This window comes from Streptomyces sp. NPDC048182 (assembly GCF_043202555.1).
GTDB lineage: Bacteria > Actinomycetota > Actinomycetes > Streptomycetales > Streptomycetaceae > Streptomyces.
In genome coordinates this window covers 277,836-297,440 of the sequence record NZ_JBIDAQ010000009.1, presented here as the reverse complement: position 1 = coordinate 297,440, position 19,605 = coordinate 277,836, and the positions used below count along the sequence as shown (strand labels likewise).

At 74.6% G+C, this 19,605-nt stretch carries 13 protein-coding genes; 5 read left to right on the top strand and 8 right to left on the bottom strand.

Annotation, left to right across the window (positions count from 1 at the left end; all coding sequences use genetic code 11):
• A partial coding sequence (locus ACGFZL_RS20035; protein ID WP_393693328.1) for a maltotransferase domain-containing protein occupies window positions 1–671 on the bottom strand: 671 nt, incomplete at its 3' end.
• 366 nt (window positions 672–1,037) lie between these two features.
• On the opposite strand from ACGFZL_RS20035, the gene ACGFZL_RS20030 reads away from it, so the two are divergent.
• Window positions 1,038–3,656 (top strand): glycosyltransferase family 1 protein, encoded by a 2,619-nt coding sequence (locus tag ACGFZL_RS20030; protein ID WP_393693326.1) that lies wholly within the window; start codon window positions 1,038–1,040, stop codon window positions 3,654–3,656.
• A 28-nt stretch (window positions 3,657–3,684) separates the two neighbouring features.
• Here ACGFZL_RS20030 and ACGFZL_RS20025 read toward each other — a convergent pair whose 3' ends face one another.
• The 7 genes from ACGFZL_RS20025 to ACGFZL_RS19995 form a co-directional block, all read right to left on the bottom strand.
• Window positions 3,685–4,197, bottom strand: a complete 513-nt coding sequence (locus ACGFZL_RS20025; protein WP_355176033.1) for a DUF1990 domain-containing protein — start codon at window positions 4,195–4,197, stop codon at window positions 3,685–3,687.
• Between the two features lie 69 nt (window positions 4,198–4,266).
• The gene (locus tag ACGFZL_RS20020) at window positions 4,267–5,907 is read right to left on the bottom strand and encodes a M4 family metallopeptidase (protein WP_393693323.1); all 1,641 of its coding nucleotides are present in this window, start codon (window positions 5,905–5,907) and stop codon (window positions 4,267–4,269) included.
• Window positions 5,908–6,210: 303 nt separating this feature from the next.
• Window positions 6,211–8,226 carry a M4 family metallopeptidase gene (locus tag ACGFZL_RS20015; protein ID WP_393693321.1) on the bottom strand — a complete coding sequence of 672 codons (2,016 nt, stop codon included), beginning with the start codon at window positions 8,224–8,226 and terminating at the stop codon, window positions 6,211–6,213.
• A gap of 310 nt (window positions 8,227–8,536) precedes the next feature.
• On the bottom strand, window positions 8,537–10,336 hold the full coding sequence (locus ACGFZL_RS20010; RefSeq protein WP_393693319.1) for an ABC transporter ATP-binding protein: 1,800 nt from the start codon (window positions 10,334–10,336) through the stop codon (window positions 8,537–8,539).
• The gene (locus ACGFZL_RS20005; RefSeq protein ID WP_393693317.1) at window positions 10,333–12,045 is read right to left on the bottom strand and encodes an ABC transporter transmembrane domain-containing protein; all 1,713 of its coding nucleotides are present in this window, start codon (window positions 12,043–12,045) and stop codon (window positions 10,333–10,335) included. Before ACGFZL_RS20005 ends, ACGFZL_RS20010 begins: the two co-directional genes overlap by 4 nt.
• 16 nt (window positions 12,046–12,061) lie before the next feature.
• A complete protein-coding gene (locus ACGFZL_RS20000; protein WP_393693315.1) occupies window positions 12,062–13,936 on the bottom strand; it encodes an ABC transporter ATP-binding protein in 1,875 nt (624 codons plus the stop codon).
• Complete coding sequence (locus ACGFZL_RS19995) at window positions 13,933–15,732, bottom strand: ABC transporter ATP-binding protein (RefSeq protein ID WP_393693313.1); 1,800 nt, start codon at window positions 15,730–15,732, stop codon at window positions 13,933–13,935. The genes ACGFZL_RS20000 and ACGFZL_RS19995 overlap by 4 nt, the downstream gene beginning before the upstream one ends.
• Window positions 15,733–15,940: 208 nt before the next feature.
• On the opposite strand from ACGFZL_RS19995, the gene ACGFZL_RS19990 reads away from it, so the two are divergent.
• The 4 genes from ACGFZL_RS19990 to ACGFZL_RS19975 are packed head-to-tail and all read left to right on the top strand — an operon-like array spanning window position 15,941 to window position 19,595.
• Window positions 15,941–16,876, top strand: a complete 936-nt coding sequence (locus tag ACGFZL_RS19990) for an ABC transporter ATP-binding protein (RefSeq protein ID WP_393693311.1) — start codon at window positions 15,941–15,943, stop codon at window positions 16,874–16,876.
• Window positions 16,873–17,646: an ABC transporter permease gene (locus ACGFZL_RS19985; protein WP_393693309.1), complete on the top strand. Its 774-nt coding sequence runs from the start codon at window positions 16,873–16,875 to the stop codon at window positions 17,644–17,646. The genes ACGFZL_RS19990 and ACGFZL_RS19985 overlap by 4 nt, the downstream gene beginning before the upstream one ends.
• A 25-nt stretch (window positions 17,647–17,671) precedes the next feature.
• Window positions 17,672–18,934: a sensor histidine kinase gene (locus ACGFZL_RS19980; protein ID WP_393693307.1), complete on the top strand. Its 1,263-nt coding sequence runs from the start codon at window positions 17,672–17,674 to the stop codon at window positions 18,932–18,934.
• Window positions 18,924–19,595, top strand: coding sequence for a response regulator (locus ACGFZL_RS19975; RefSeq protein WP_393693304.1), 672 nt, complete (start codon window positions 18,924–18,926; stop codon window positions 19,593–19,595). Before ACGFZL_RS19980 ends, ACGFZL_RS19975 begins: the two co-directional genes overlap by 11 nt.
• The last annotated feature ends 10 nt before the right edge of the window (window positions 19,596–19,605 follow it).

The following is a 19,605-nucleotide window of genomic DNA, read 5'->3' as shown; positions in this document are numbered from 1 at the left end:
GGCAGCGGCTCGGAGGTGGTGACCAGCTCCCGCAGCGGGTGCCGGGCCAGGACCGCGTCCACCTGCGGCGTCAACGCCGCCGCCAGCCGGGAGGCGGCCGGGCGGCTCTCGTCGCGCAGGGCGTCCACGGCGGCCAGCAGGGGGCGCCGGTCCGCGCTGCGGGGGACGTCGGCGGCGGCCCGCTCGTAGAGCCGCGCGCCCTCCTCCAGGACGAGTTCGGTGTCGATGCCCGCCGGGATCTTGATGCCCGCGTGGTGCCGCCAGGTGGTGACCGGGTCGCCCCACGCCTCCACCCGGTACGACCAGAGCCCCGGCTCGCCGCCGGTGACCGTCGCGCCCCAGCGGTCGGTGCCGGGGGCCAGCAGGCGCATCGGCGTCCAGGGTCCCGCCTTGCCCTGAGGGCTCGTCAGGACCACGTTGGCGGCGACCGCGTCGTGGCCCTCGCGGAACACGGTGGCCGATATCTCGAACGTCTCGCCGGTGACGGCCTTGGCCGGCCGCCGGCCGCCCTGCACGACGGGGCGGACGTCCAGGACGGGTATCCGGCCGACGGCCGTGGCGCCCCGGGCGGGCGCGGCCGGCGGACCGGCGTCCTTCTTGGACGTCTTCTTGGACGCCTGCGCGCGGGTGCCGCGTGCGGGACGTGCTGACGAGTGGTGCGTGGCGGGCATGACCGCTCCTGTCCGCGTCAACTAGTGCGGGCGGATGACTCTTGGGGAGGTGGGTCCCGCGGGTCTACCTGTGGGGTGTACCGCAGGAGCCTTCCCACACTCCTCGGGTGGGCAATCCGGAACTCCGTTGACTACTCGCGCGTACGTCGACTTAGCCCGCCCCGTCGGCACGCCTTCCCGGAAGCCGCCCCCGCAATCAACTTAACCCGGCCAGTTCCGGATCGTGGACCGATCTTCGTATCGGGCCGGTGAACTCTGCGGAGCGTCTCCGCACGGGGGATGTCCCGACGCCGGTAACGTCGTGCGGGACGGGGTGACGTGCGCCTCGTCCACTCGTCCTACCGAACCGACGCGTTGAGGTGGAATGTGAAGGCGATCCGTCGACTGACCGTCCGTCCCGTCCTCCCCGACCCCCTGCGACCACTCAGCGACCTGGCGCGCAACCTGCGCTGGTCCTGGCACGCGGAGACCCGTGACCTGTTCCAGTCCGTCGACCCCGAGTGCTGGGCCGCCTGCGGGCGCGACCCGGTGCGGCTGCTCGGCACCGTGCCGCCGGCCCGGCTGGCCGAACTGGCCGAGGACCGCCGCTTCCTGCGCCGGCTGACCGCCGCCGCCGACGACCTGGACTACTACCTGACCGGCGACCGCTGGTACCAGGCGCAGAGCGCCCGGCTGCCCGCCGCCGTCGCCTACTTCTCCCCCGAGTTCGGCATCACCGCCGCCCTGCCCCAGTACTCCGGCGGACTCGGCATCCTGGCCGGCGACCACCTGAAGGCCGCCAGCGACCTGGGCGCGCCGCTGATCGGCGTCGGCCTGCTCTACCGGCACGGCTACTTCCGCCAGACCCTCTCCCGGGACGGCTGGCAGCAGGAGCACTACCCGGTCCTCGACCCGCACGAACTGCCGCTCACCCTGCTGAAGGAGGCCGACGGCACCCCCGCCCACGTGGCCCTCGCGCTGCCCGGCGGCCGGGAGCTGCGGGCCCGGATCTGGCTGGCCCAGGTCGGCCGGGTGCCGCTGCTGCTGATGGACTCCGACGTCGAGGAGAACGACCCCGGCGAACGCGGCGTCACCGACCGGCTCTACGGCGGCGGCGGCGAGCACCGGCTGCTCCAGGAGATGCTGCTCGGCATAGGGGGTGTCCGCGCGGTGCGCGCCTACTGCCGGCTCACCGGGCACCCCGAGCCGGAGGTCTTCCACACCAACGAGGGCCACGCCGGCTTCCTCGGCCTGGAACGCATCGCGGAACTCACCGACCAGGGCCTTGAGTTCGACCCGGCCCTGGAGGCGGTGCGGTCCGGCACCGTCTTCACCACGCACACCCCCGTGCCGGCCGGCATCGACCGCTTCGACCGCGAGCTGGTCGCCCGGCACTTCGGGCCGGACGCGGAACTCCCGCGCGTGGACGTGGAGCGCATCCTGCGCCTCGGCCGGGAGACCTACCCCGGCGGCGAGGACAACCTGTTCAACATGGCCGTGATGGGCCTCCGCCTCGCCCAGCGCGCCAACGGCGTCTCCCTGCTGCACGGCGGGGTCAGCCGCGAGATGTTCGCCGGGCTGTGGCCGGGCTTCGACGCCGAGGAGGTGCCGATCACCTCCGTCACCAACGGCGTGCACGCGCCGACCTGGGTCGCCCCCGAGGTGCTCCGGCTCGGCGCCCGGCAGTTCGGCGTGCAGCGCACCGAGGACGCGCTGACCACCGGCGCCTCCGAGCGCTGGGACGCGGTCGCCGACATCCCCGACCAGGAGGTCTGGGAGCTGCGCCGCACCCTGCGCGAGCAGCTGGTGACCGAGGTGCGCGAGCGGCTGCGGGCCTCCTGGCGCCAGCGCGGCGCCGGCACGGCCGAACTGGGCTGGATCGACGGCGTCCTCGACCCGGACGTGCTGACCATCGGGTTCGCCCGGCGGGTGCCGTCGTACAAGCGGCTGACCCTGATGCTGCGCGACCCGGACCGGTTGCGGGAGCTGCTGCTGCACCCGGAGCGACCCGTCCAGATCGTGGTGGCCGGCAAGGCCCACCCGGCGGACGACGGCGGCAAGCGCCTGGTGCAGGAGCTGGTGCGGTTCGCGGACGACCCGCGGGTGCGGCACCGGATCGTGTTCCTGCCGGACTACGGCATGGCGATGGCGCAGAAGCTCTACCCGGGCTGCGACATCTGGCTGAACAACCCGCTGCGCCCGCTGGAGGCGTGCGGCACCTCCGGCATGAAGGCGGCGCTCAACGGCTGCCTCAACCTGTCGGTGCTCGACGGCTGGTGGGACGAGTGGTTCCGCCCCGACTTCGGCTGGGCCATCCCCACCGCCGACGGCGACGGCACCGACCCCGACCGGCGCGACGCCATAGAGGCCGGGGCGCTGTACGACCTGCTGGAGCAGCGGGTCGCCCCGCGCTTCTACGAGCGGGGCGGCAGCGGGCTGCCCGACCGGTGGATCGAGATGGTCCGCCAGACGCTCAGCCTGCTCGGCCCGAAGGTGCTGGCCGGGCGGATGGTGCGCGAGTACGTCGAGCGGCTGTACACCCCGGCGGCCGAGGCGGCCCGCGCGATGGACCCGGACGCCGCCCGGGCGCTCGCGGAGTGGAAGAGCCGGGTGCGGGCGGCCTGGCCGGGGGTGAGCGTCGACCATGTGGAGACGTCCGCCGCGACGGCCCAGGCCGAGCTGGGCACCTCGCTCTCGCTGCGAGTGCGGGTGCGCCTCGGGGACCTCGCGCCCGAGGACGTCGAGGTGCAGGCGGTCTCCGGGCGGGTGGACTCCGAGGACCGGATCACCGACGCCGCGACGGTGCCGCTGAAGCCGGCCGGCGGGCCCGACCTGGAGGGCCGCTGGGCCTACGAGGGTCCGCTCGCCCTCGACCGCACCGGGCCGTTCGGCTACACGGTCCGCATCCTGCCGGCCCACGGCCTGCTGGCCTCACCGGCGGAGGTGGGCCTGGTGGCGGTGCCGTCCGACGAGCTGCTCCAGGCGGCGGGCCTGCACCTGCGCTGACCGCCGGCCCGCCCGGCGGCGACGGGGCTCAGTCCTCCTCGTCGCCGCCGGACAGGCGGCGCAGCACCGTGCCGCAGCGGCGGGCGTAGGCGTGCTGGAAGGCGCGGGCCGCGGGGCCGCCGGCCTTCGCGTACCACTTCGCCGGGCGGCTGAAGGCGGACACGGTCAGCCAGACCGTGCCGTCCCCGGTGCGGTCCACCACGAACGCCTCCTCGCCGGACTCCGGGTGCCCGGGCAGCGTCCCGTACGCCCAGCCGGCGCGGCGGCCCTCCGCCACCGTCCAGACCACCCGGCAGGGCGCCTTGATCAGGCCGGCCAGGGTGACCGTGACGTCGACGCCGGGCGCGGCGCGGTCGGCGCCGCCCGCGTCGATCCCGACGCCCATCTCCCGGTGCATCTCCCAGGTCAGCACGGCCTCGGCGGCCCGGCGGAAGACCTCCTCGCCCTCGCCGATGCGGGTGCGGACCCGCATCGCGCGGAAGCCGGGCGGGCAGTGGCCCTGCTCCCGGGTGGCGCCGACGTCGTCGTACGTGAAGGACATGGGCACCAAGAGTAGGGCGGCCCCCGGGAACAGTCCGTTCCCGGGGGCCGCCCGCATGCCGGTGTCGCGTCAGTTGACGTTGATCGCGGTCCAGGCCGCGGCGACCGTCTTGTACTCGGTGCTGGTGGAGCCGTACAGCGCCGAGGCCGCGTTCAGGGTCGCCGTGCGGGCGGCCTTGTAGTTGGTCGTCGACGTCATGTACGTGGTCAGCGCCTTGTACCAGATCTGCAGCGCCTTGGCGCGGCCGATGCCGGTGACCGTGGAGCCGTTGTAGGTCGGCGAGTTGTAGCTCACCCCGTTGACGGTCCGGGCCCCGCTGCCCTCGGAGAGCAGGAAGAAGAAGTGGTTGGCCGGGCCGGAGGAGTAGTGGACGTCCACGCCGCCGATGCCGGAGGACCAGTAGTCCTTGGACGCGCCGTCCTTGCTCGGCTTGTCCATGTACCGCAGCGGCGTCCCGTTGCCGTTGATGTTGATCTTCTCGCCGATGAGGTAGTCACCGGGGTCGGCGGCGGTGTTGGCGTAGAACTCCACGCCGGTGCCGAAGATGTCGGACGTGGCCTCGTTCAGGCCGCCGGACTCGCCGCTGTAGTTGAGCTTCGCGGTGGCCGCGGTGACGCCGTGGCTCATCTCGTGCCCCGCCACGTCCAGCGCGGTCAGCGGGTGGTTGTTGCCCGAGCCGTCGCCATAGGTCATGCAGAAGCAGCTGTCCTGCCAGAAGGCGTTGACGTAGTTGTTGCCGTAGTGCACCCGGCTGTAGGCGGCCTTGCCGTCGTTCTTGATGCCGCTGCGCCCGAAGGTGTTCTTGTAGAAGTCCCAGGTGACCTGCGCGCCGTAGGCGGCGTCCACCGCGGCGGTCTGGTCGGTGGCGGAGCTGGAGGCGGTGCCGGTGCCCCAGACGTCGTCCGCGTCGGTGAACAGGGTGCCGGTGCCCGAGGTGCCGTGCGCCAGGTTGTACGTCTTGTGGCCGCCCCGGCCGGTGTCGTACAGCTGGTAGGTCGAGCCCGACTTGGTGGTGCCGAGGGTGACCGTGCCGGAGTACAGGCTCTTGCCGGTGCCGGTCTCGACGCCCTGCCACTCGTGCAGCTTGGCGCCGGTGGCGGCGTCGGTGACGACGTGCAGCTCGCTGGGGGTGCCGTCGTCCTGGAGGCCGCCGACGACGGTCTCGTAGGCGAGGACGGGCTTGCCGTCGGCCGCCCAGACCACCTTGCGGGCGGAGTCGGCCGCGGTCTTGTCCGACCCGGCGGCCTTCGCGGCGCTCAGGGCCTGCTGCTCGGCCTTCTTCGCGGCGACCTTCGGGGTGGTGGTGGCCACCTTGATGCTCGCCGTCACGGCTCTGGTGACGCCCTGGGTGGCGCCGGCCTTGTTCTGGTGCACGACGAGGTCGCCGCCGAGGACGGGCAGTCCGGCGTAGGTGCGCTCGTAGCGGGTGTGCGTGCTGCCGTCGACGTCGCGGACGAGGTCCTTGACGACCAGCTTCTCCTGCGCGCCGAGACCTATCTCCTGGGCGGTGGAGGCCGCGGCGCCCTGCTGCTCCTGGATCAGCGCGGTGCGCGCCGAGTCCGAGAGGAGGAGGGGCGCGGCGCCGGGCAGCGGGCGCGGCCCGGCGGTGGCGCTGCCGGCGGTCAGGCCGGTGGTGAGCAGGGCGCCGGCGGCGACGGCGGTGGCGACGGCCAGCGTGGTGCGCTTGTGGCGCGAGAACAGGGGGGACACACAAGCTCCTTCGGTGGGGGTCCGGTCGGCTGGGGTGTCCGGCCGGAGTTTGAGCGAAGTTGTGCGGCGGGTGACGGAAGAGTGGCACCAGGGGCGCGTACATGTCATCAGGGGTGATCGACGTTGGCCGAAAGTCGACGCTCCGGTGAATGTTGCGGGCGCGTGAACCGGCGTGACCTCGGCAAAAGCGCAACCAGGCGGCCGTATGGGCTTGGCAAAGAACCGCCCCGGGCGTGGGGAGGGCGCCGGCCCGGGGAACGGATCCACCGGGACGGCGCCCTGACCGAGGGGCCCGCGCGGGCCTTACGGGAACGTCAGCTTGAAGGAGTTGATGTACCCGGTGTCCTGGGCCGCCTGGTCCTGCACCTTGAGCTTCCAGGTGCCGTTGGCGACTTCGGAGGAGGCGTTCACCGTGAACGTCTGGACCACGTTGTCCGCCGAGTCCGAGGAGCTGAAGTTCTTCAGCCGGTACGAGGTCCCGCTCGGGCCGACCAGGTCGACCACCAGGTCACCGCGCCAGGTGTGCACGATGTCCACGCCGACCTGGAGGTTGGACGGGGCGTTGCCGGTGCGGCCGGTGACGGTGACCGAGGAGGTGACCGCCGCGCCGTTGTCCGGGATGGCCACGTCGGCGGTGTTCTCGAAGGAGGTGCCGCCGCCCCCGCCGCCCGAGCGGGCGCCGACCGCGATGGCCGCGAACGCGTCCTGCACCGCCTTGTACTCGGTGCTCGTGGTGCCGTACAGCTCACCGGCGGCCGCGAGGGCGCCGGTGCGGGCCCCGGCGTAGTTGGTGGTCGAGGTGAACTTCGTGCTCAGCGCGCGGAACCAGATCTTCTCCGCCTTGGCGCGGCCGATGCCGGTGACCGGCAGCCCGTCCGCGGTGGGCGAGTTGTAGGTGACACCGTTGATGACCTTGGTGCCGCTGCCCTCGCTCAGCAGGTAGAAGAAGTGGTTGGCCGGCCCGGACGAGTAGTGCACGTCGATCGAGCCGATGCCGGAGTACCAGTTGTCCTTGGACGCGCCGTCCTTGCTCGGCTTGTCCATGTAGCGCAGCGGTGTCCCGTTGCCGTTGATGTTGATCTTCTCGCCGATGAGGTAGTCACCGACGTCGGAGGAGTTGTTCGCGTAGAACTCGACCGCCGTGCCGAAGATGTCGGACGTGGCCTCGTTGAGGCCGCCGGACTCGCCGCTGTAGTTGAGCCCCGCGGTGTTGGAGGTGACGCCGTGCGTCATCTCGTGCCCGGCCACGTCGATGGCGGTCAGCGGGTGGGTGTTGCCCGAGCCGTCGCCGTAGGTCATGCAGAAGCAGGAGTCGTCCCAGAAGGCGTTGACGTAGTTGTTGCCGTAGTGGACGCGGGAGTAGGCGCCCACCCCGTCGCCGCGGATGCCGGTGCGGCCCTGGACGTTCTTGTAGTAGTCCCAGGTCAGCGCGGCGCCGTAGTGGGCGTCGGCGGCGGCGGTCTCCAGGTTGGACGGGCTGCCGTTGCCCCACACGTCGTCGGGACCGGAGAAGAGCGTCCCGGTGCCGGAGGTGCCGTGGTTGAGGTTGTACGTCTTGTGGTTGCCGCGGGTGGTGTCGGTCAGCGTGTACGTCGACCCCGACTGCGCGGTGCCGAGCGTCACCGTGCCGCTGTACATGGTGTTGCCGGTGCCGTTCTCGATGCCCTGGTACTGGAAGAGCTTGGCACCGGTGGCGGCGTCGGTGACGACGTGCAGCTCGTTGGGGGTGCCGTCCTCCTGGAGGCCGCCCACCACCGTCTCGTACGCCAGGACCGGCTTGCCGCTCGCGGCCCAGACCACCTTGCGGGCGCGGTCGGCGGCCGGCTTCGCGGCGCCGGCGGCCTTCGCGGCCGTCAGGGCCTGTGCCTGCGCCTTGGCGGCGGAGATCGCCGGGGTGAGGGTGGCCGGGGCGATCCGCTGCGAGGTGGCCTTCACGACGCCCTCGGTCCGCGTGCCGTCGGTGGTGACGACCAGGTCGCCGCCGAGGACGGGCAGGCCGTCGTAGGTCCGCTCGTAGCGGGTGTGCAGGGTGCCGTCGGCGTCCTTGACGACGTCCCGCACGACCAGCTTCTCCTTGGCCCCGAGGCCGAGGTCGCGGGCGGTGTCGGCCGTGCCGGCGTTCGCGTCGGCGATCAGCCCGGCGCGCTGGGCCGGGGTGAGCTGCACCGACTGGGCGCCGGGCACGGGGGAGGCGGCGGGCGCGGCGGTGGCGGCGCCGGACTGGACCGCCGTGGCGATCAGCGCGGCGACCCCGGCCAGGGCGACGGCCGCGGCCTTGTGGGTGTGGGGGGTGCGTCTGTGGGGAGAACTGCTGCTCAACACTGACTCCTTCTGCGCGGTCGCGGGTTGCGCGACCAGGGGAGACCGGGCGGCGGGTGGGCCGGCCGGGCACTACGGGCGGTACGCAGAGAACAGGTGCTGGATGTGCTGTGAGCCGGCCGCCGCACGGCACCTTTGGGGAACCTGTGGGGACGCTGTGAAGCGGCCGTGGGAAGAGTGGCAGGCGGCGGCCGGTCCTGTCAGGAGCGCGTCAGGAAGTTGGCCGGAAACGGTTCGTTGTCCGGGCGTTCAGGTCCGATATACGGAGCGGCCGTCTTCGCCGATCCGGGGCCGGCCGCCGACCGTCCGGTCAGTCGGCGACCGGTCCCGCCGACGGCCCGCGGGCGGCCCCGGCGGGCGGTGCTCCACCGTGCCACGAGCGCCACAGCGCCGCGTAGGCCCCGGCCGCTTCCACCAGCTCCTCATGGGTGCCGAGTTCGGTCAGCCGGCCGTCCTCCATCACCGCCACCCGGTCCGCGTCGGTCGCCGTGTGCAGCCGGTGCGCGACGGCGACGACCGTGCGGCCGGCCAGCACGGCGGCCAGCGCGCGCTCGGTGTGCCGGGCGGTCGCCGGGTCGAGCAGGGCGGTCGCCTCGTCCAGCACCAGGGTGTGCGGATCGGCCAGCACCACCCGGGCCAGGGCGAGCTGCTGGGCCTGCGAGCCGTCGGTGGCGAGGCCGTCCCGGCCGCCCAGCGCGGTGCCGAGCCCGTCCGGCAGCTCCCGCACCCACGCGTCGGCGCCGACGGCCGCCAGCGCGGCCAACAACGCCTCGTCGGCGGCGGCCGGTTCGGCGATGAGCAGGTTGTCGCGGACCGTGCCGAGGAAGACGTGGTGCTCCTGGGTCACCAGCACCACCTGGCGGCGCAGCCGCTCCGGGCCGAGCGCCGTCACCGGCACCCCGCCCACCGTCACCGAGCCCGCCGTCGGCGCGTCCACGCCCGCGAGGAGCCGGCTCAGCGTGGTCTTGCCGGCGCCCGAGGGGCCGACCACCGCAAGCCGCTCGCCCGGCCGCACCGTCAGGTCCACCCCGCGCAGCACCTCGCCGCCCCGGTCGTAGGCGTAGCGCGCCCCGGACACCTCGATCCGGTCGTCCACCGGCGCCGCCGACTCCCCGCCCGCCCCGCGCGGGGCGCCGGCCAGCCCCTCCACCCGGGCGAAGGAGGCGCTGCCGCTCTGCACCTGCTCGACCTGCATCAGCACCTCGTCCAGCGGCCCGACGAGCTGCTGGAGGTAGACCGCGCCGGTCACCACCGCGCCCACGCTCATGGCGCCGTGGGTGTGCAGCGCCCCGCCCACCAGCAGCACGCCGGCCACCGGGACGACGTAGGAGAAGTCCACCACCGGGAAGAACTCGCTGCGCAGCCGCAGCGTGCGCAGCCGGGTGCGCAGCGAGGCGTCCAGGGCCGCGCGGCTCGCGGCGACGCGCCGGGCGCCGAGCCCGAACGCCTCCACCGTGCGGGCCCCCGCCGCCGTGGCCGCCAGGACCTCCGCGACGCCCGAGGTGGCCGCGCCCTCGGCGAGGTAGGCGTCGCGGGCCCGGCGCAGGTAGCGGCGCACCGCCCAGGCGACGGGGGTGAGGCCCAGCAGCCCGATCGCGCCGAACCGCCAGTCCAGGGCGCATACCGCGCCGGCCAGGAAGAGGGCCTGCACGCCGTCCACCAGGAGCACCGGGCCCGCGTCGCGCAGCGTGGTGCCCACGGTCGTCACGTCGGCGGTGCCCCGGGTCGTCAGGTCCCCGGTGCCGGCCCGCTCCACCACCGACGCGGGCAGCGCGAGGGCCCGCTCCACGAACCGCTCCCGCACCCGGGCCAGCGTCCGCTCGCCGAACCGGTGCCCCGCGTACCGGCCCCAGCGGGCCAGCAGCAGCTGGGCCAGCGCGCACAGCAGGATGCCGAACGCCAGCCGGTCCACGGCGCCGGCCCCGCCCCCGGCCCGCACCTCGTCCACGATCCGCCCGAGCAGCCACGGGCCGGCCAGCCCGAAGAGCGCGGCCAGCGCGTTCAGCGCCAACACCAGCGCGAAGGCCCGCCCGTCGGCCCGTACCAGCCGCCCCGCCGCCCGGCGCACCTCCGCCCGCCCGGCGACCGGCAGCGCGTCCGGCGCCGTCATCGCGCCGCCCCTTCCCGCACGTCGGTGTCGGCGTCCCGCGCGACCAGGGCCCGGTACCCCGGCTCGGCGCCGAGGAGTTCGCGGTGCGTGCCGGTCGCCGCCACCTTGCCGTCGACCAGGTGGTGCACGACGTCCGCGCGGTCCAGGACCAGCGGGGAGGTGCCGGTCAGCACCGTCGTGCGGCCGGCCCGGGCGGCGCGCAGCCGGTCGGCGACCAGCGCCTCGGTGTGCGCGTCGAGCGCCGAGGTCGGCTCCGCCGCGAGCAGCACCTCGGGGCCGGCCAGCACCGCCCGGGCCAGCCGCACCCGCTGGCGCTGCCCGCCGGACAGGCTGCGCCCCTGCGCGGTGACCGGGGTGTCCAGGCCGTCGGGCAGCCCCCGTACGACGTCCTCGGCGGCGGCGGCCCGCACCGCCTGACCGAGCGGCGCCCCGTCCGCGCCGCCCAGCACCTCGCGCAGCGGCCCCGCGAACAGGTCGGCCTCCGGGTCGGCGACCAGGATCCGCTCCCGCACCCGGGGCAGCGGCACCGCGTCGAGCCGGACGCCGCCCCACGTCACGTCGGAGGGCGCGTACCGCCCGAGCCGGTCCAGGACCGCCGCCGCGTCCGCGGGCCGGGCGCCGGCCAGCACCGTCAGCCGGCCCGGCAGCACCCGCACGCCCGACTCCGGGTCGTACAGCGCCGACGGCTCGGCGGGCGGCTCCAGGGCGCCTGCGGGGTCCTCGGGCGCGATCCGCAGGAAGGCCACCACACGCCGGGCGGCCACCAGGCCCCGGCTGCACTGGTGGCCCCCTTCGATGAAGAACGCCACCGGCCAGTTCAGGGCGATGACATAGCCGTACACCGACACCAGCTCGCCCACGCTGATCCGCCCCTCGGCGGCCAGTCGCGCCGCCAGCCAGGTCACCACCGCCAGGAAGAGCATCGGCAGCCCGACCCCGAGCGCCTGGATCCAGCTGGTCACCGCCCCCACCCGGTACCCCTGCTCCCGCAGCCGCCCCGAGTCCCGGCGGAAGGCGTCCGCGACCAGGCCCTTGCCGCCCAGGCCGCCGAGGACCCGGAGCCCGCCCGCCAGGTCGCCGATCCGCTCGGTCAGCACGCCCTGCAACTCCCGGTACTCCGCCTCCCGGCCCTGCAACCGCCCCATCAGCGGCCCCACCACGACCGCGAGCGCCGGCACCCCGAGCAGCACCACCACCGCGAGGCGCACCGACACCGACAGCATCAGCCCCGCCACGGTGGTGTACGCGACGACCGCGCCGACGCCGGGGCCCACCACGGTCAGCGCGGTGCTGATGGCCTGCACGTCGCCGACCCCGATGGTGACGACCTCCCCGGCGCCCGCCCGCCGCGGCAGCACCGCCCCCAGCCGCACCGCGTGGTCGAGGACGACCTTCACCGTGCGGAAGTTGGCGTCGAGGCGGGCCCGGGTCATGGTGCGGTGCCGCATCAGGCCGAGCCAGGCGTTGACCGCGCCCGCCGCCACCAGCGCGCCGGTCCAGCCGGCCAGCGCCCCGAGGTCGCCGGTGGTCAGCCCCTCGTCGACCGCCCGCGACATCAGGTACGGCGTCGCCGCGAGCAGCACCATCCAGGCGCTGGCCAGCAGCGCGCCGGCCGCGCAGCGCCGCCACTGCCGCCGCACCAGCCACCAGAGGTAACCGAGGCCGCCACGCTCGTCGGGCGTGCCGGGGTCCTCGTAGGCGTCGATCACCCGCGTCTCCTCCGTCTCAGGCCAGGCTGTCCCGCCAGGCGCGGTGCAGGTCGGCGAACCGGCCCGTGCCGGCGATCAGTTCGGCCGGTGCGCCGTCCTCCACGATCCGGCCGCCGGCCATCACAAGGACCCGGTCGGCGATCTCCACCGTCGACAGGCGGTGCGCGATGACCACCGCCGTACGCCCCTTCAGCACCGTCGCCATCGCCCGCTGCACCGCCCGCTCCCCGGGCACGTCGAGGGAGCTGGTCGCCTCGTCCAGGATCAGCACCGCCGGGTCGGCGAGCAGCGCCCGCGCGAACGCGACCAGTTGGCGCTGTCCGGCGGAGATCCGGCCGCCCCGCTTGCGGACGTCGGTGTCGTAGCCGTCGGGCAGCGCGGCGATGAAGTCGTGGGCGCCGATGGCCCGCGCGGCGGCCTCGATCTCCTCGCGGGTCGCCTCCGGGCGGCCGATGGCGATGTTGTCGGCGACCGTGCCGGAGAACAGGAACGCCTCCTGCGTCACCATCACCACCCCGCGCCGCAGTTCGGGCACGGCGAGGTCGCGCAGGTCGGTGCCGTCGAGCAGCACCCGGCCCTCCGTGGGGTCGTAGAACCGGGCGAGCAGCTTGGCCAGCGTCGACTTGCCGGCGCCGGTCGCGCCGACCACCGCGACGGTCTGGCCGGCCGGGAGGGTCAGGTCGAAGCGGGGGAGCACCTCGCCGCCGGTGCGGTAGGCGAAGCGGACCGCGTCGAAGACGACCTCGCGGCCGGGCAGCGCGGTGGCCGGCGGGGGCAGTTCGCGCGCGGCGGCCGGCTCGGGCACGGACGGCGTCTGGGCCAGCAGCCCGGCGATCTTCTCCAGGGAGGCCGCCGCCGACTGGTAGGAGTTCAGGAACATCGCAAGGCGGTCGATCGGGTCGTACAGCCGGCGCAGGTACAGCACCGACGCGGCCAGCACACCGAGCGCCAGGGTGCCGTCGGCGACCCGGTAGGCGCCCCACAGCACGATGCCGGCCACGGCGGTGTTGGCGATCAGCCGGGAGCCGACCACGTAACGGGCCATCTCCAGGAGCGCGTCGCCGTTGCTGCGCTCGTGCACCCGGTTGACCCCGGCGAACGCCTCGTCGTTCGCGGCCTCCCGGCGGAAGGCGCGCACCGGGCGGATGCCGTTCATCGTCTCCACGAACCGCACGATCACCGAGGCGATCGCCGTGGACCGCTCCCGGTACGCCCGCCCGGCCCGCCGCCGGTAGGCCCGCACCAGCGCGTACAGCGGCCCGAAGGAGGCCACCGCCACCGCGCCGAGGCCGAGGTCCAGCCAGAGCAGCATCGCCGAGATGTACGCGAAGGACAGCACGACCGTGAGCAGCTCCTGGAGCCCCTCGCTGAGCAGCTCGCGCAGCGACTCCACGTCGGTGGTGGCGCGGGAGATGAGCCGGCCCGAGGTGTAGCGCTCGTGGAAGTCGACGCTCAGCGCCTGGGCGTGCCGGAAGATCTGGCCGCGCAGGTCGAGCAGCACGTCCTGGTTGACCCGGGCGGAGGCGACGGTGAAGGCGTACTGGAGGCCGCCGCCGGCCAGCGCGCACAGCAGGTAGCCGGCGCCGACCGCGATCAGCGGGCCGTGGTCGCCGTCGCGCAGCGCGGGCACCGCGCGGTCGATGGCGTACGCCACGAGCAGCGGCCCGACCTGCACGGCCGCCTGCTGGAGGAGCAGCAGGACGGCGGTGAGCACGACCCGGCCCCGCATCGGCGCGAGGAGGGAGCGCAGCAGGGCGCCGGTGGCGCCGGGCGGGCTGGGGAGGAGGTCCTGGTCGAAGACGTCGTCCGGGGCGGGGGTCCCGGGGCCTCGGCCGGGCGGCCGGTCCCGTTCGTCGTCGGGGGCGGCGGGGGCGGACGTGGTGGCCGTCATCGGGCGTCCTCCTTCACGGGCTCGTCCGGTGTCCGCCCCGACATCAGATGGGCGTACTCCGCGTTGGTGCGCAGGAGTTCCTGGTGCGTGCCGACCGCCGTGACGCGGCCGCCGGAGAGCAGGGCCACCCGGTCGGCGAGCAGCACCGTGGAGGGGCGGTGGGCCACGATCAGGGCGGTGGTGTCCGCGAGGACCCGGCGCAGCGCGGCCTCCACCGCGGCCTCCGTATGCACGTCAAGGGCGGACAGCGGGTCGTCCAGGACGAGGAACCTCGGGGCGCCGACCACCGCCCGGGCCAGCGCGAGGCGCTGCCGCTGGCCGCCGGAGAGGCTGAGGCCCTGCTCGCCGACCTGGGTGCGGGCGCCCTCGGGCAGCGCGTCGACGAAGCCGGCCTGCGCGACGGCCAGCGCCCGGGCCAGCTCGTCCTCGCCGGCGTCGGGACCCGCGCCCATCAGGACGTTCTCGCCGACCTCCGCCGAGAACAGCGTCGGCTCCTCGAAGGCCACGGCCACCAGGGCACGCAGCTCCTCGCGGGGCAGGGCGGTGACATCGATGCCGTCCAGGGTGATCCGGCCCCCGGTCACCTCGTGCAGCCGGGGCACCAGCGCGGTCAGCGTGGTCTTGCCGCTGCCGGTGGCGCCGACCAGGGCCACCGACTCGCCGGTGCGGATGTGCAGGTCGACGTGGTCGAGGAGGGGCGGGGAGTCCGGGGGAGCGTCGGGGTAGCGGAACCGGACGCCGTGGAAGCGCAGCCCGTCGCCGTCCGGGGCCGGGCGGGGCGGCGGGGTGGTGCCCCCGGCGTCCTCCGGCTCGGCGTCGAGGACCTCGAAGTACCGCTCGGTGGCCGTCGCGGCCTCCTGGCTCATCGCCAGCAGGAAGCCGATGGACTCCACCGGCCAGCGCAGCGCGAGCGCCGTGGACAGGAAGGCGACCAGCGTGCCCGCCGACAGCTGACCGTCGGCCACCCGCACCGCGCCGACCACCAGGGCGGCGCCGACGGCCAGTTCGGGCAGGGTGACGATGACCGTCCAGATCGCCGCGAGCAGCCGCGCCTTGCGCAGCTCCGTGCCGCGCAGGGTGCGCGAGAGGTCGGCGAAGGCGCGGGCCTGGCTGCGGTGACGCCCGAAGCCCTTGACGACGCGGATGCCGAGGACGCTCTCCTCCACCACCGTGGTCAGGTCGCCGACCTGGTCCTGCGCCCGGCGCGCCGCCGCCGAGTACTTCTTCTCGAACAGCGCGCAGGTGATCACCACCGGCACGGCGGGGCCCAGCACCACCAGGCCGAGGGTGACGTCCTGGACCAGCATGATGCCGACGCCGACCAGGATGGTCACCCCGTTGACCAGCAGGAACGTCAGCGGGAAGGCGAGGAACATCCGCAGCAGCATCAGGTCCGTCGTGCCCCGGCTCAGCAACTGGCCGGAGGCCCACCGGTCGTGGAAGGCGACCGGCAGCCGCTGGAGGTGCCGGTAGAGGTCCGCCCGCATCGACGCCTCGACGTGCGACAGCGGCCGGGCCACCAGCCACCGGCGCAGCCCGAACAGCAGCGCCTCCGCGACGCCGAGCAGCAGCAGGTACAGCGCCCCGAGCCACACCCCCGCCGGGTCCCCGTCCGCCACCGGCCCGTCGACCAGCCACTTCAGCACGAGCGGGATGACCAGCCCGATGCAGGACGCCAGGACGGCGGTGGCGGCGGCGGTCAGGAACCGGGCCCGCACCGGCCGCACGTACGGCCACAGCCGCAGCAGGGTGCGGACGGCGGAGCGGCCCTCGGGGGGTGTGGGTGTAGTGGACATCGGCAGCGAGCCTACGGTCCGCCGCCCGCGCCGCCCACCGAGTTTCGGCCGGACCCTGCTCCGCCGCTGGTCCTACGACCTGCGCGTTCGGCCGCCCGGACGACGCCGGACGCCGCCCGGTCGTAGCGGCGCATCAACCGATCGGACGATGCCGGCGCGAGCGCGTCGGCCGATGCGCCGGCGCCCCGGCCACCGGGAGTCTTGAGCCATGCCAACCACGTCAGCCACCCCCGTCATCGAAGTCAGCGGACTGCGCAAGTCCTACGGCGGCCGGCCCGTCGTCGACGGGGTGTCCTTCGCCGTCGAGGAGGGCGAGATCTTCGGCGTCCTCGGCCCCAACGGCGCGGGCAAGACCACCACCGTCGAGTGCGTCGAGGGGCTGCGCGTCCCCGACGCCGGGCGGGTCCGGGTCACCGGGCTCGACCCGGTCGCCGACCACGAGGAGGTCACCCGCGTCCTCGGCGCCCAGCTCCAGCAGAGCGAGCTGCAGGCCAAGCTCACCGTCCGAGAGGCCCTGGAGCTGTACGCCTCCTTCTACCCGCGCCCCGCCGACTGGCGCCCCCTGGCCGAACGGCTCGGCCTGACCGGCAGGCTGACCACCCGGTTCGCCAAGCTGTCCGGCGGCCAGAAGCAGCGCCTGTTCATCGCGCTCGCCCTGATCGGCAACCCCCGGGTGGTGGTCCTGGACGAGCTGACCACCGGGCTCGACCCGCGCGCCCGCCGCGACACCTGGCAGCTCATCGAGGACGTCCGGGCGGGCGGGGTCACGGTGCTGCTCGTCACGCACTTCATGGAGGAGGCGCAGCGGCTCTGCGACCGGATCGCCGTGATCGACCGGGGCCGGGTCGCCGCCCTGGACACCCCCGAGGGCCTGATCCGCCGCTCGGCGGGCGCCACCGTCATCACCTTCACGCCGTCCGCGCCGCTGGACGGCACCGAGCTGAGCGCCCTGCCCGAACTGGCGTCGGTGGCGCACAAGGAGGGCCGGCTCACGCTGTCCGGCACCGACGCGACCGTGACCGCGCTCCTCTCGCTGCTGGCCCGCCGGCACATCACCGCCCACCAGCTCCGCGTCACCGACGCCACGCTGGACGACGCCTTCCTCGACCTGACGCAGACCGACCTCACGGAGACCGCTTCATGAGCGCCAGTACCAGTACCCGTGCCAGTGCCACCGCCTTCGACCCCGCCGTCCTGCGCACCGAGGCCCGCCTCTTCCGCCGCGAGCCCGGCGCGATCTTCTGGATCGTGCTGTTCCCCACCCTGCTGCTGGTGATCCTCGGCTCGATCCCGTCCTTCCGGGAGCACGACGACTCCCTCGGCGGCCTCCGCCTGGTCGACACCTACGTGCCGGTCGCCGTGCTGCTCGGCATGATCCTCGGCGGCATCCAGAGCATGCCGCAGGTCCTCACCGGCTACCGCGAACGCGGCATCCTGCGCCGGATGTCCACCACCCCGGTCCGCCCCGCCGCCCTGCTCGCCGCGCACATGGTGGTCTTCGCGGGCGCCGCTCTCGCCTCGGCGGTGCTCGCCCTCGCCGTCGGCCGGCTCGCCTTCGGCGTGCGGCTGCCCGAGCAGGGCGCTGGCTACGCGCTCGCCCTGCTGCTCGCCGTGGCCGTCGCCCTCGCCCTCGGCGCGGTGGTCTCGGCGCTGTCCCGCACCACGAAGGTGGCCGGCGCGGTCGGCAGCGCGGTGCTCTTCCCGATGATGTTCTGCGCCGGCCTGTGGGTGCCCGTGCAGGCCATGCCCGACGTGCTCGCCCGGATCACCGGCTACACCCCGTTCGGCGCCGCCGCCCAGGCCCTCGGCCGGGCCGCCGCGGGGGACTGGCCGGGCTGGACGCACCTGGCCGTGCTCGCCGCCTGGACGGTGCTGCTGACCGCCGGGGCCGCGCGCTGGTTCCGCTGGGAGTGAGCGGTACGTGCCGGAGACTGGACGCATGACCGACACCGACGTGGCCCGCACCCCCTGGAAGCCGGGCCGGGCCACCTTCGACGACTGGGGGCCCTGGGCCCTGCTCGGCGTGGGCGTGCTGACGTCGGCCGGCTCCGCGGCGGTGGTCGGCATGACCCGGACCGAGATCTGGGTGGCGCTCGCCCTGGTGGTCGTCGCCGTGGTCCTGGAGGCGGTGCGGGCGCGGCGCAAGCCCGGGTGGCCGCCGCGTGGGCGGGCGAACGCCTGCCACTACCTCCTGCGCTGGGCGCTCGCCTTCGTCCTCACCTGGCTCAATCCCTTCTTCGCCTTCTACGCCGTCGCCGGCTACTACACGGCGGGCCGGCTGCCCCGCCGCCTGGTGCTGCCCGGCCTGTGCCTGACCGCGATCACCATGGCGGGCAGCGAGATCGGCGGCATGCCGCCGCGCGGCCTGGTGCTGTGGTGCGGCTTCGTCGTGGTGCTCGCCGCCAACGTCGGCCTGGTCGGCGTGTTCACCCGGTTCGCCGAGCAGGAGCAGCTGCGGGCCGTCGAGCAGGACGCCACCATCGCCGAACTGGAGCGCACCAACACCGCCCTGCAGCAGGCCCTCGACGAGAACGCCGCCCTGCAGGCCCAGCTCCTCGTGCAGGCCCGCGAGGCCGGGGTCGCCGACGAGCGCCGGCGCCTGGCGGCCGAGATCCACGACACCCTCGCCCAGGGGCTGACCGGCATCATCGCCCAGCTCCAGGTCGTCGCCAACGCCCCCGACCTGGACATCGCCCGCACCCATCTGGAGCGGGCCGCCACCCTCGCCCGGCACAGCCTGGGCGAGGCCCGCCGCTCCGTGCACAACCTCGCCCCCGTCGCCCTGACGGACACCGGCCTGCCGGAGGCGCTGCGCCGTACCGTCGCCGAGTGGGGCGAACGCACCGGCGTGCGGGCCGACTTCACCGTCACCGGCACCGCCGAGCAGCTGCACGACGAGGTGTCGGCGACGCTGCTGCGGATCGCCCAGGAGTCCCTCTCCAACACCGCCCGGCACGCCCGCGCCACCCGCGTCGGGGTCACCCTCTCCTTCATGGGCGACGAGGTCAGCCTCGACACCCGCGACGACGGCACCGGCTTCGACCCGGTCGCCGTCCCCGCCCGCACCCGCGCCGGCGGCTTCGGCCTGGACGGCATGCGGGCCCGCGCCGAGCGCATCGCCGGCTCCCTCACCGTCGAGTCCGAGCCCGGCGGCGGCACGGCGGTCTCGGCTCGCGTACCTTTGGTGCGCCATGACGGATGACGCCCTGCCCGACGGACCCGCGACCGACCCCGCGCCCATCACCCTGCTCATCGTGGACGACCACCCCGTCGTCCGCGACGGCCTGCGCGGCATGTTCGAGTCCGCGCCCGGCTTCACCGTCCTCGGCGAGGCGGCGGACGGCGTGGCCGCGGTGGAGCGGGCCCTCGCGCTCGACCCGGACGTGATCCTCATGGACCTGCGCATGCCGGGCGGCCCGGGCGTGGACGCCATCCGCGAGCTGGCCCGGCGCGGCGCCCGCGCCCGGGTGCTGGTGCTGACCACGTACGACACGGACACCGACACGCTGCCCGCGATCGAGGCCGGCGCCACCGGCTACCTGCTCAAGGACGCCCCGCGCGACGAGCTGTTCACCGCCGTCCGCGCCGCCGCCGAGGGCCGTACGGTGCTCTCCCCGGCCGTCGCCTCCCGGCTGGTCTCGGCCGTACGCGCCCCCGCCGCCGCCAACGACCAGCTTTCCACCCGCGAGCGGGAGGTGCTCGCCCTGGTCGCCCGGGGCACCTCCAACCGGGAGATCGCCCGCGAGCTGTTCGTCAGCGAGGCCACCGTCAAGACCCACCTCACCCACCTGTACGCCAAGCTCGGCGTCAACGACCGCGCCGCGGCGGTGGCCGTGGGCTACGACCGCGGCATCCTCGGCTGACCCCCTAGCT

Excerpts from the sequence above, each read along its gene's own strand:
- ACGFZL_RS20025 (WP_355176033.1), bottom strand. The coding sequence starts at position 4,197 with ATGTCCTTCACGTACGACGACGTCGGCGCCACCCGGGAGCAGGGCCAC.
- ACGFZL_RS20010 (WP_393693319.1), bottom strand. The coding sequence starts at position 10,336 with ATGACGGCGCCGGACGCGCTGCCGGTCGCCGGGCGGGCGGAGGTGCGC.
- ACGFZL_RS20000 (WP_393693315.1), bottom strand. The coding sequence starts at position 13,936 with ATGACGGCCACCACGTCCGCCCCCGCCGCCCCCGACGACGAACGGGAC.
- ACGFZL_RS19995 (WP_393693313.1), bottom strand. The coding sequence starts at position 15,732 with ATGTCCACTACACCCACACCCCCCGAGGGCCGCTCCGCCGTCCGCACC.
- ACGFZL_RS19990 (WP_393693311.1), top strand. The coding sequence starts at position 15,941 with ATGCCAACCACGTCAGCCACCCCCGTCATCGAAGTCAGCGGACTGCGC.
- ACGFZL_RS19985 (WP_393693309.1), top strand. The coding sequence starts at position 16,873 with ATGAGCGCCAGTACCAGTACCCGTGCCAGTGCCACCGCCTTCGACCCC.
- ACGFZL_RS19980 (WP_393693307.1), top strand. The coding sequence starts at position 17,672 with ATGACCGACACCGACGTGGCCCGCACCCCCTGGAAGCCGGGCCGGGCC.
- ACGFZL_RS19975 (WP_393693304.1), top strand. The coding sequence starts at position 18,924 with ATGACGGATGACGCCCTGCCCGACGGACCCGCGACCGACCCCGCGCCC.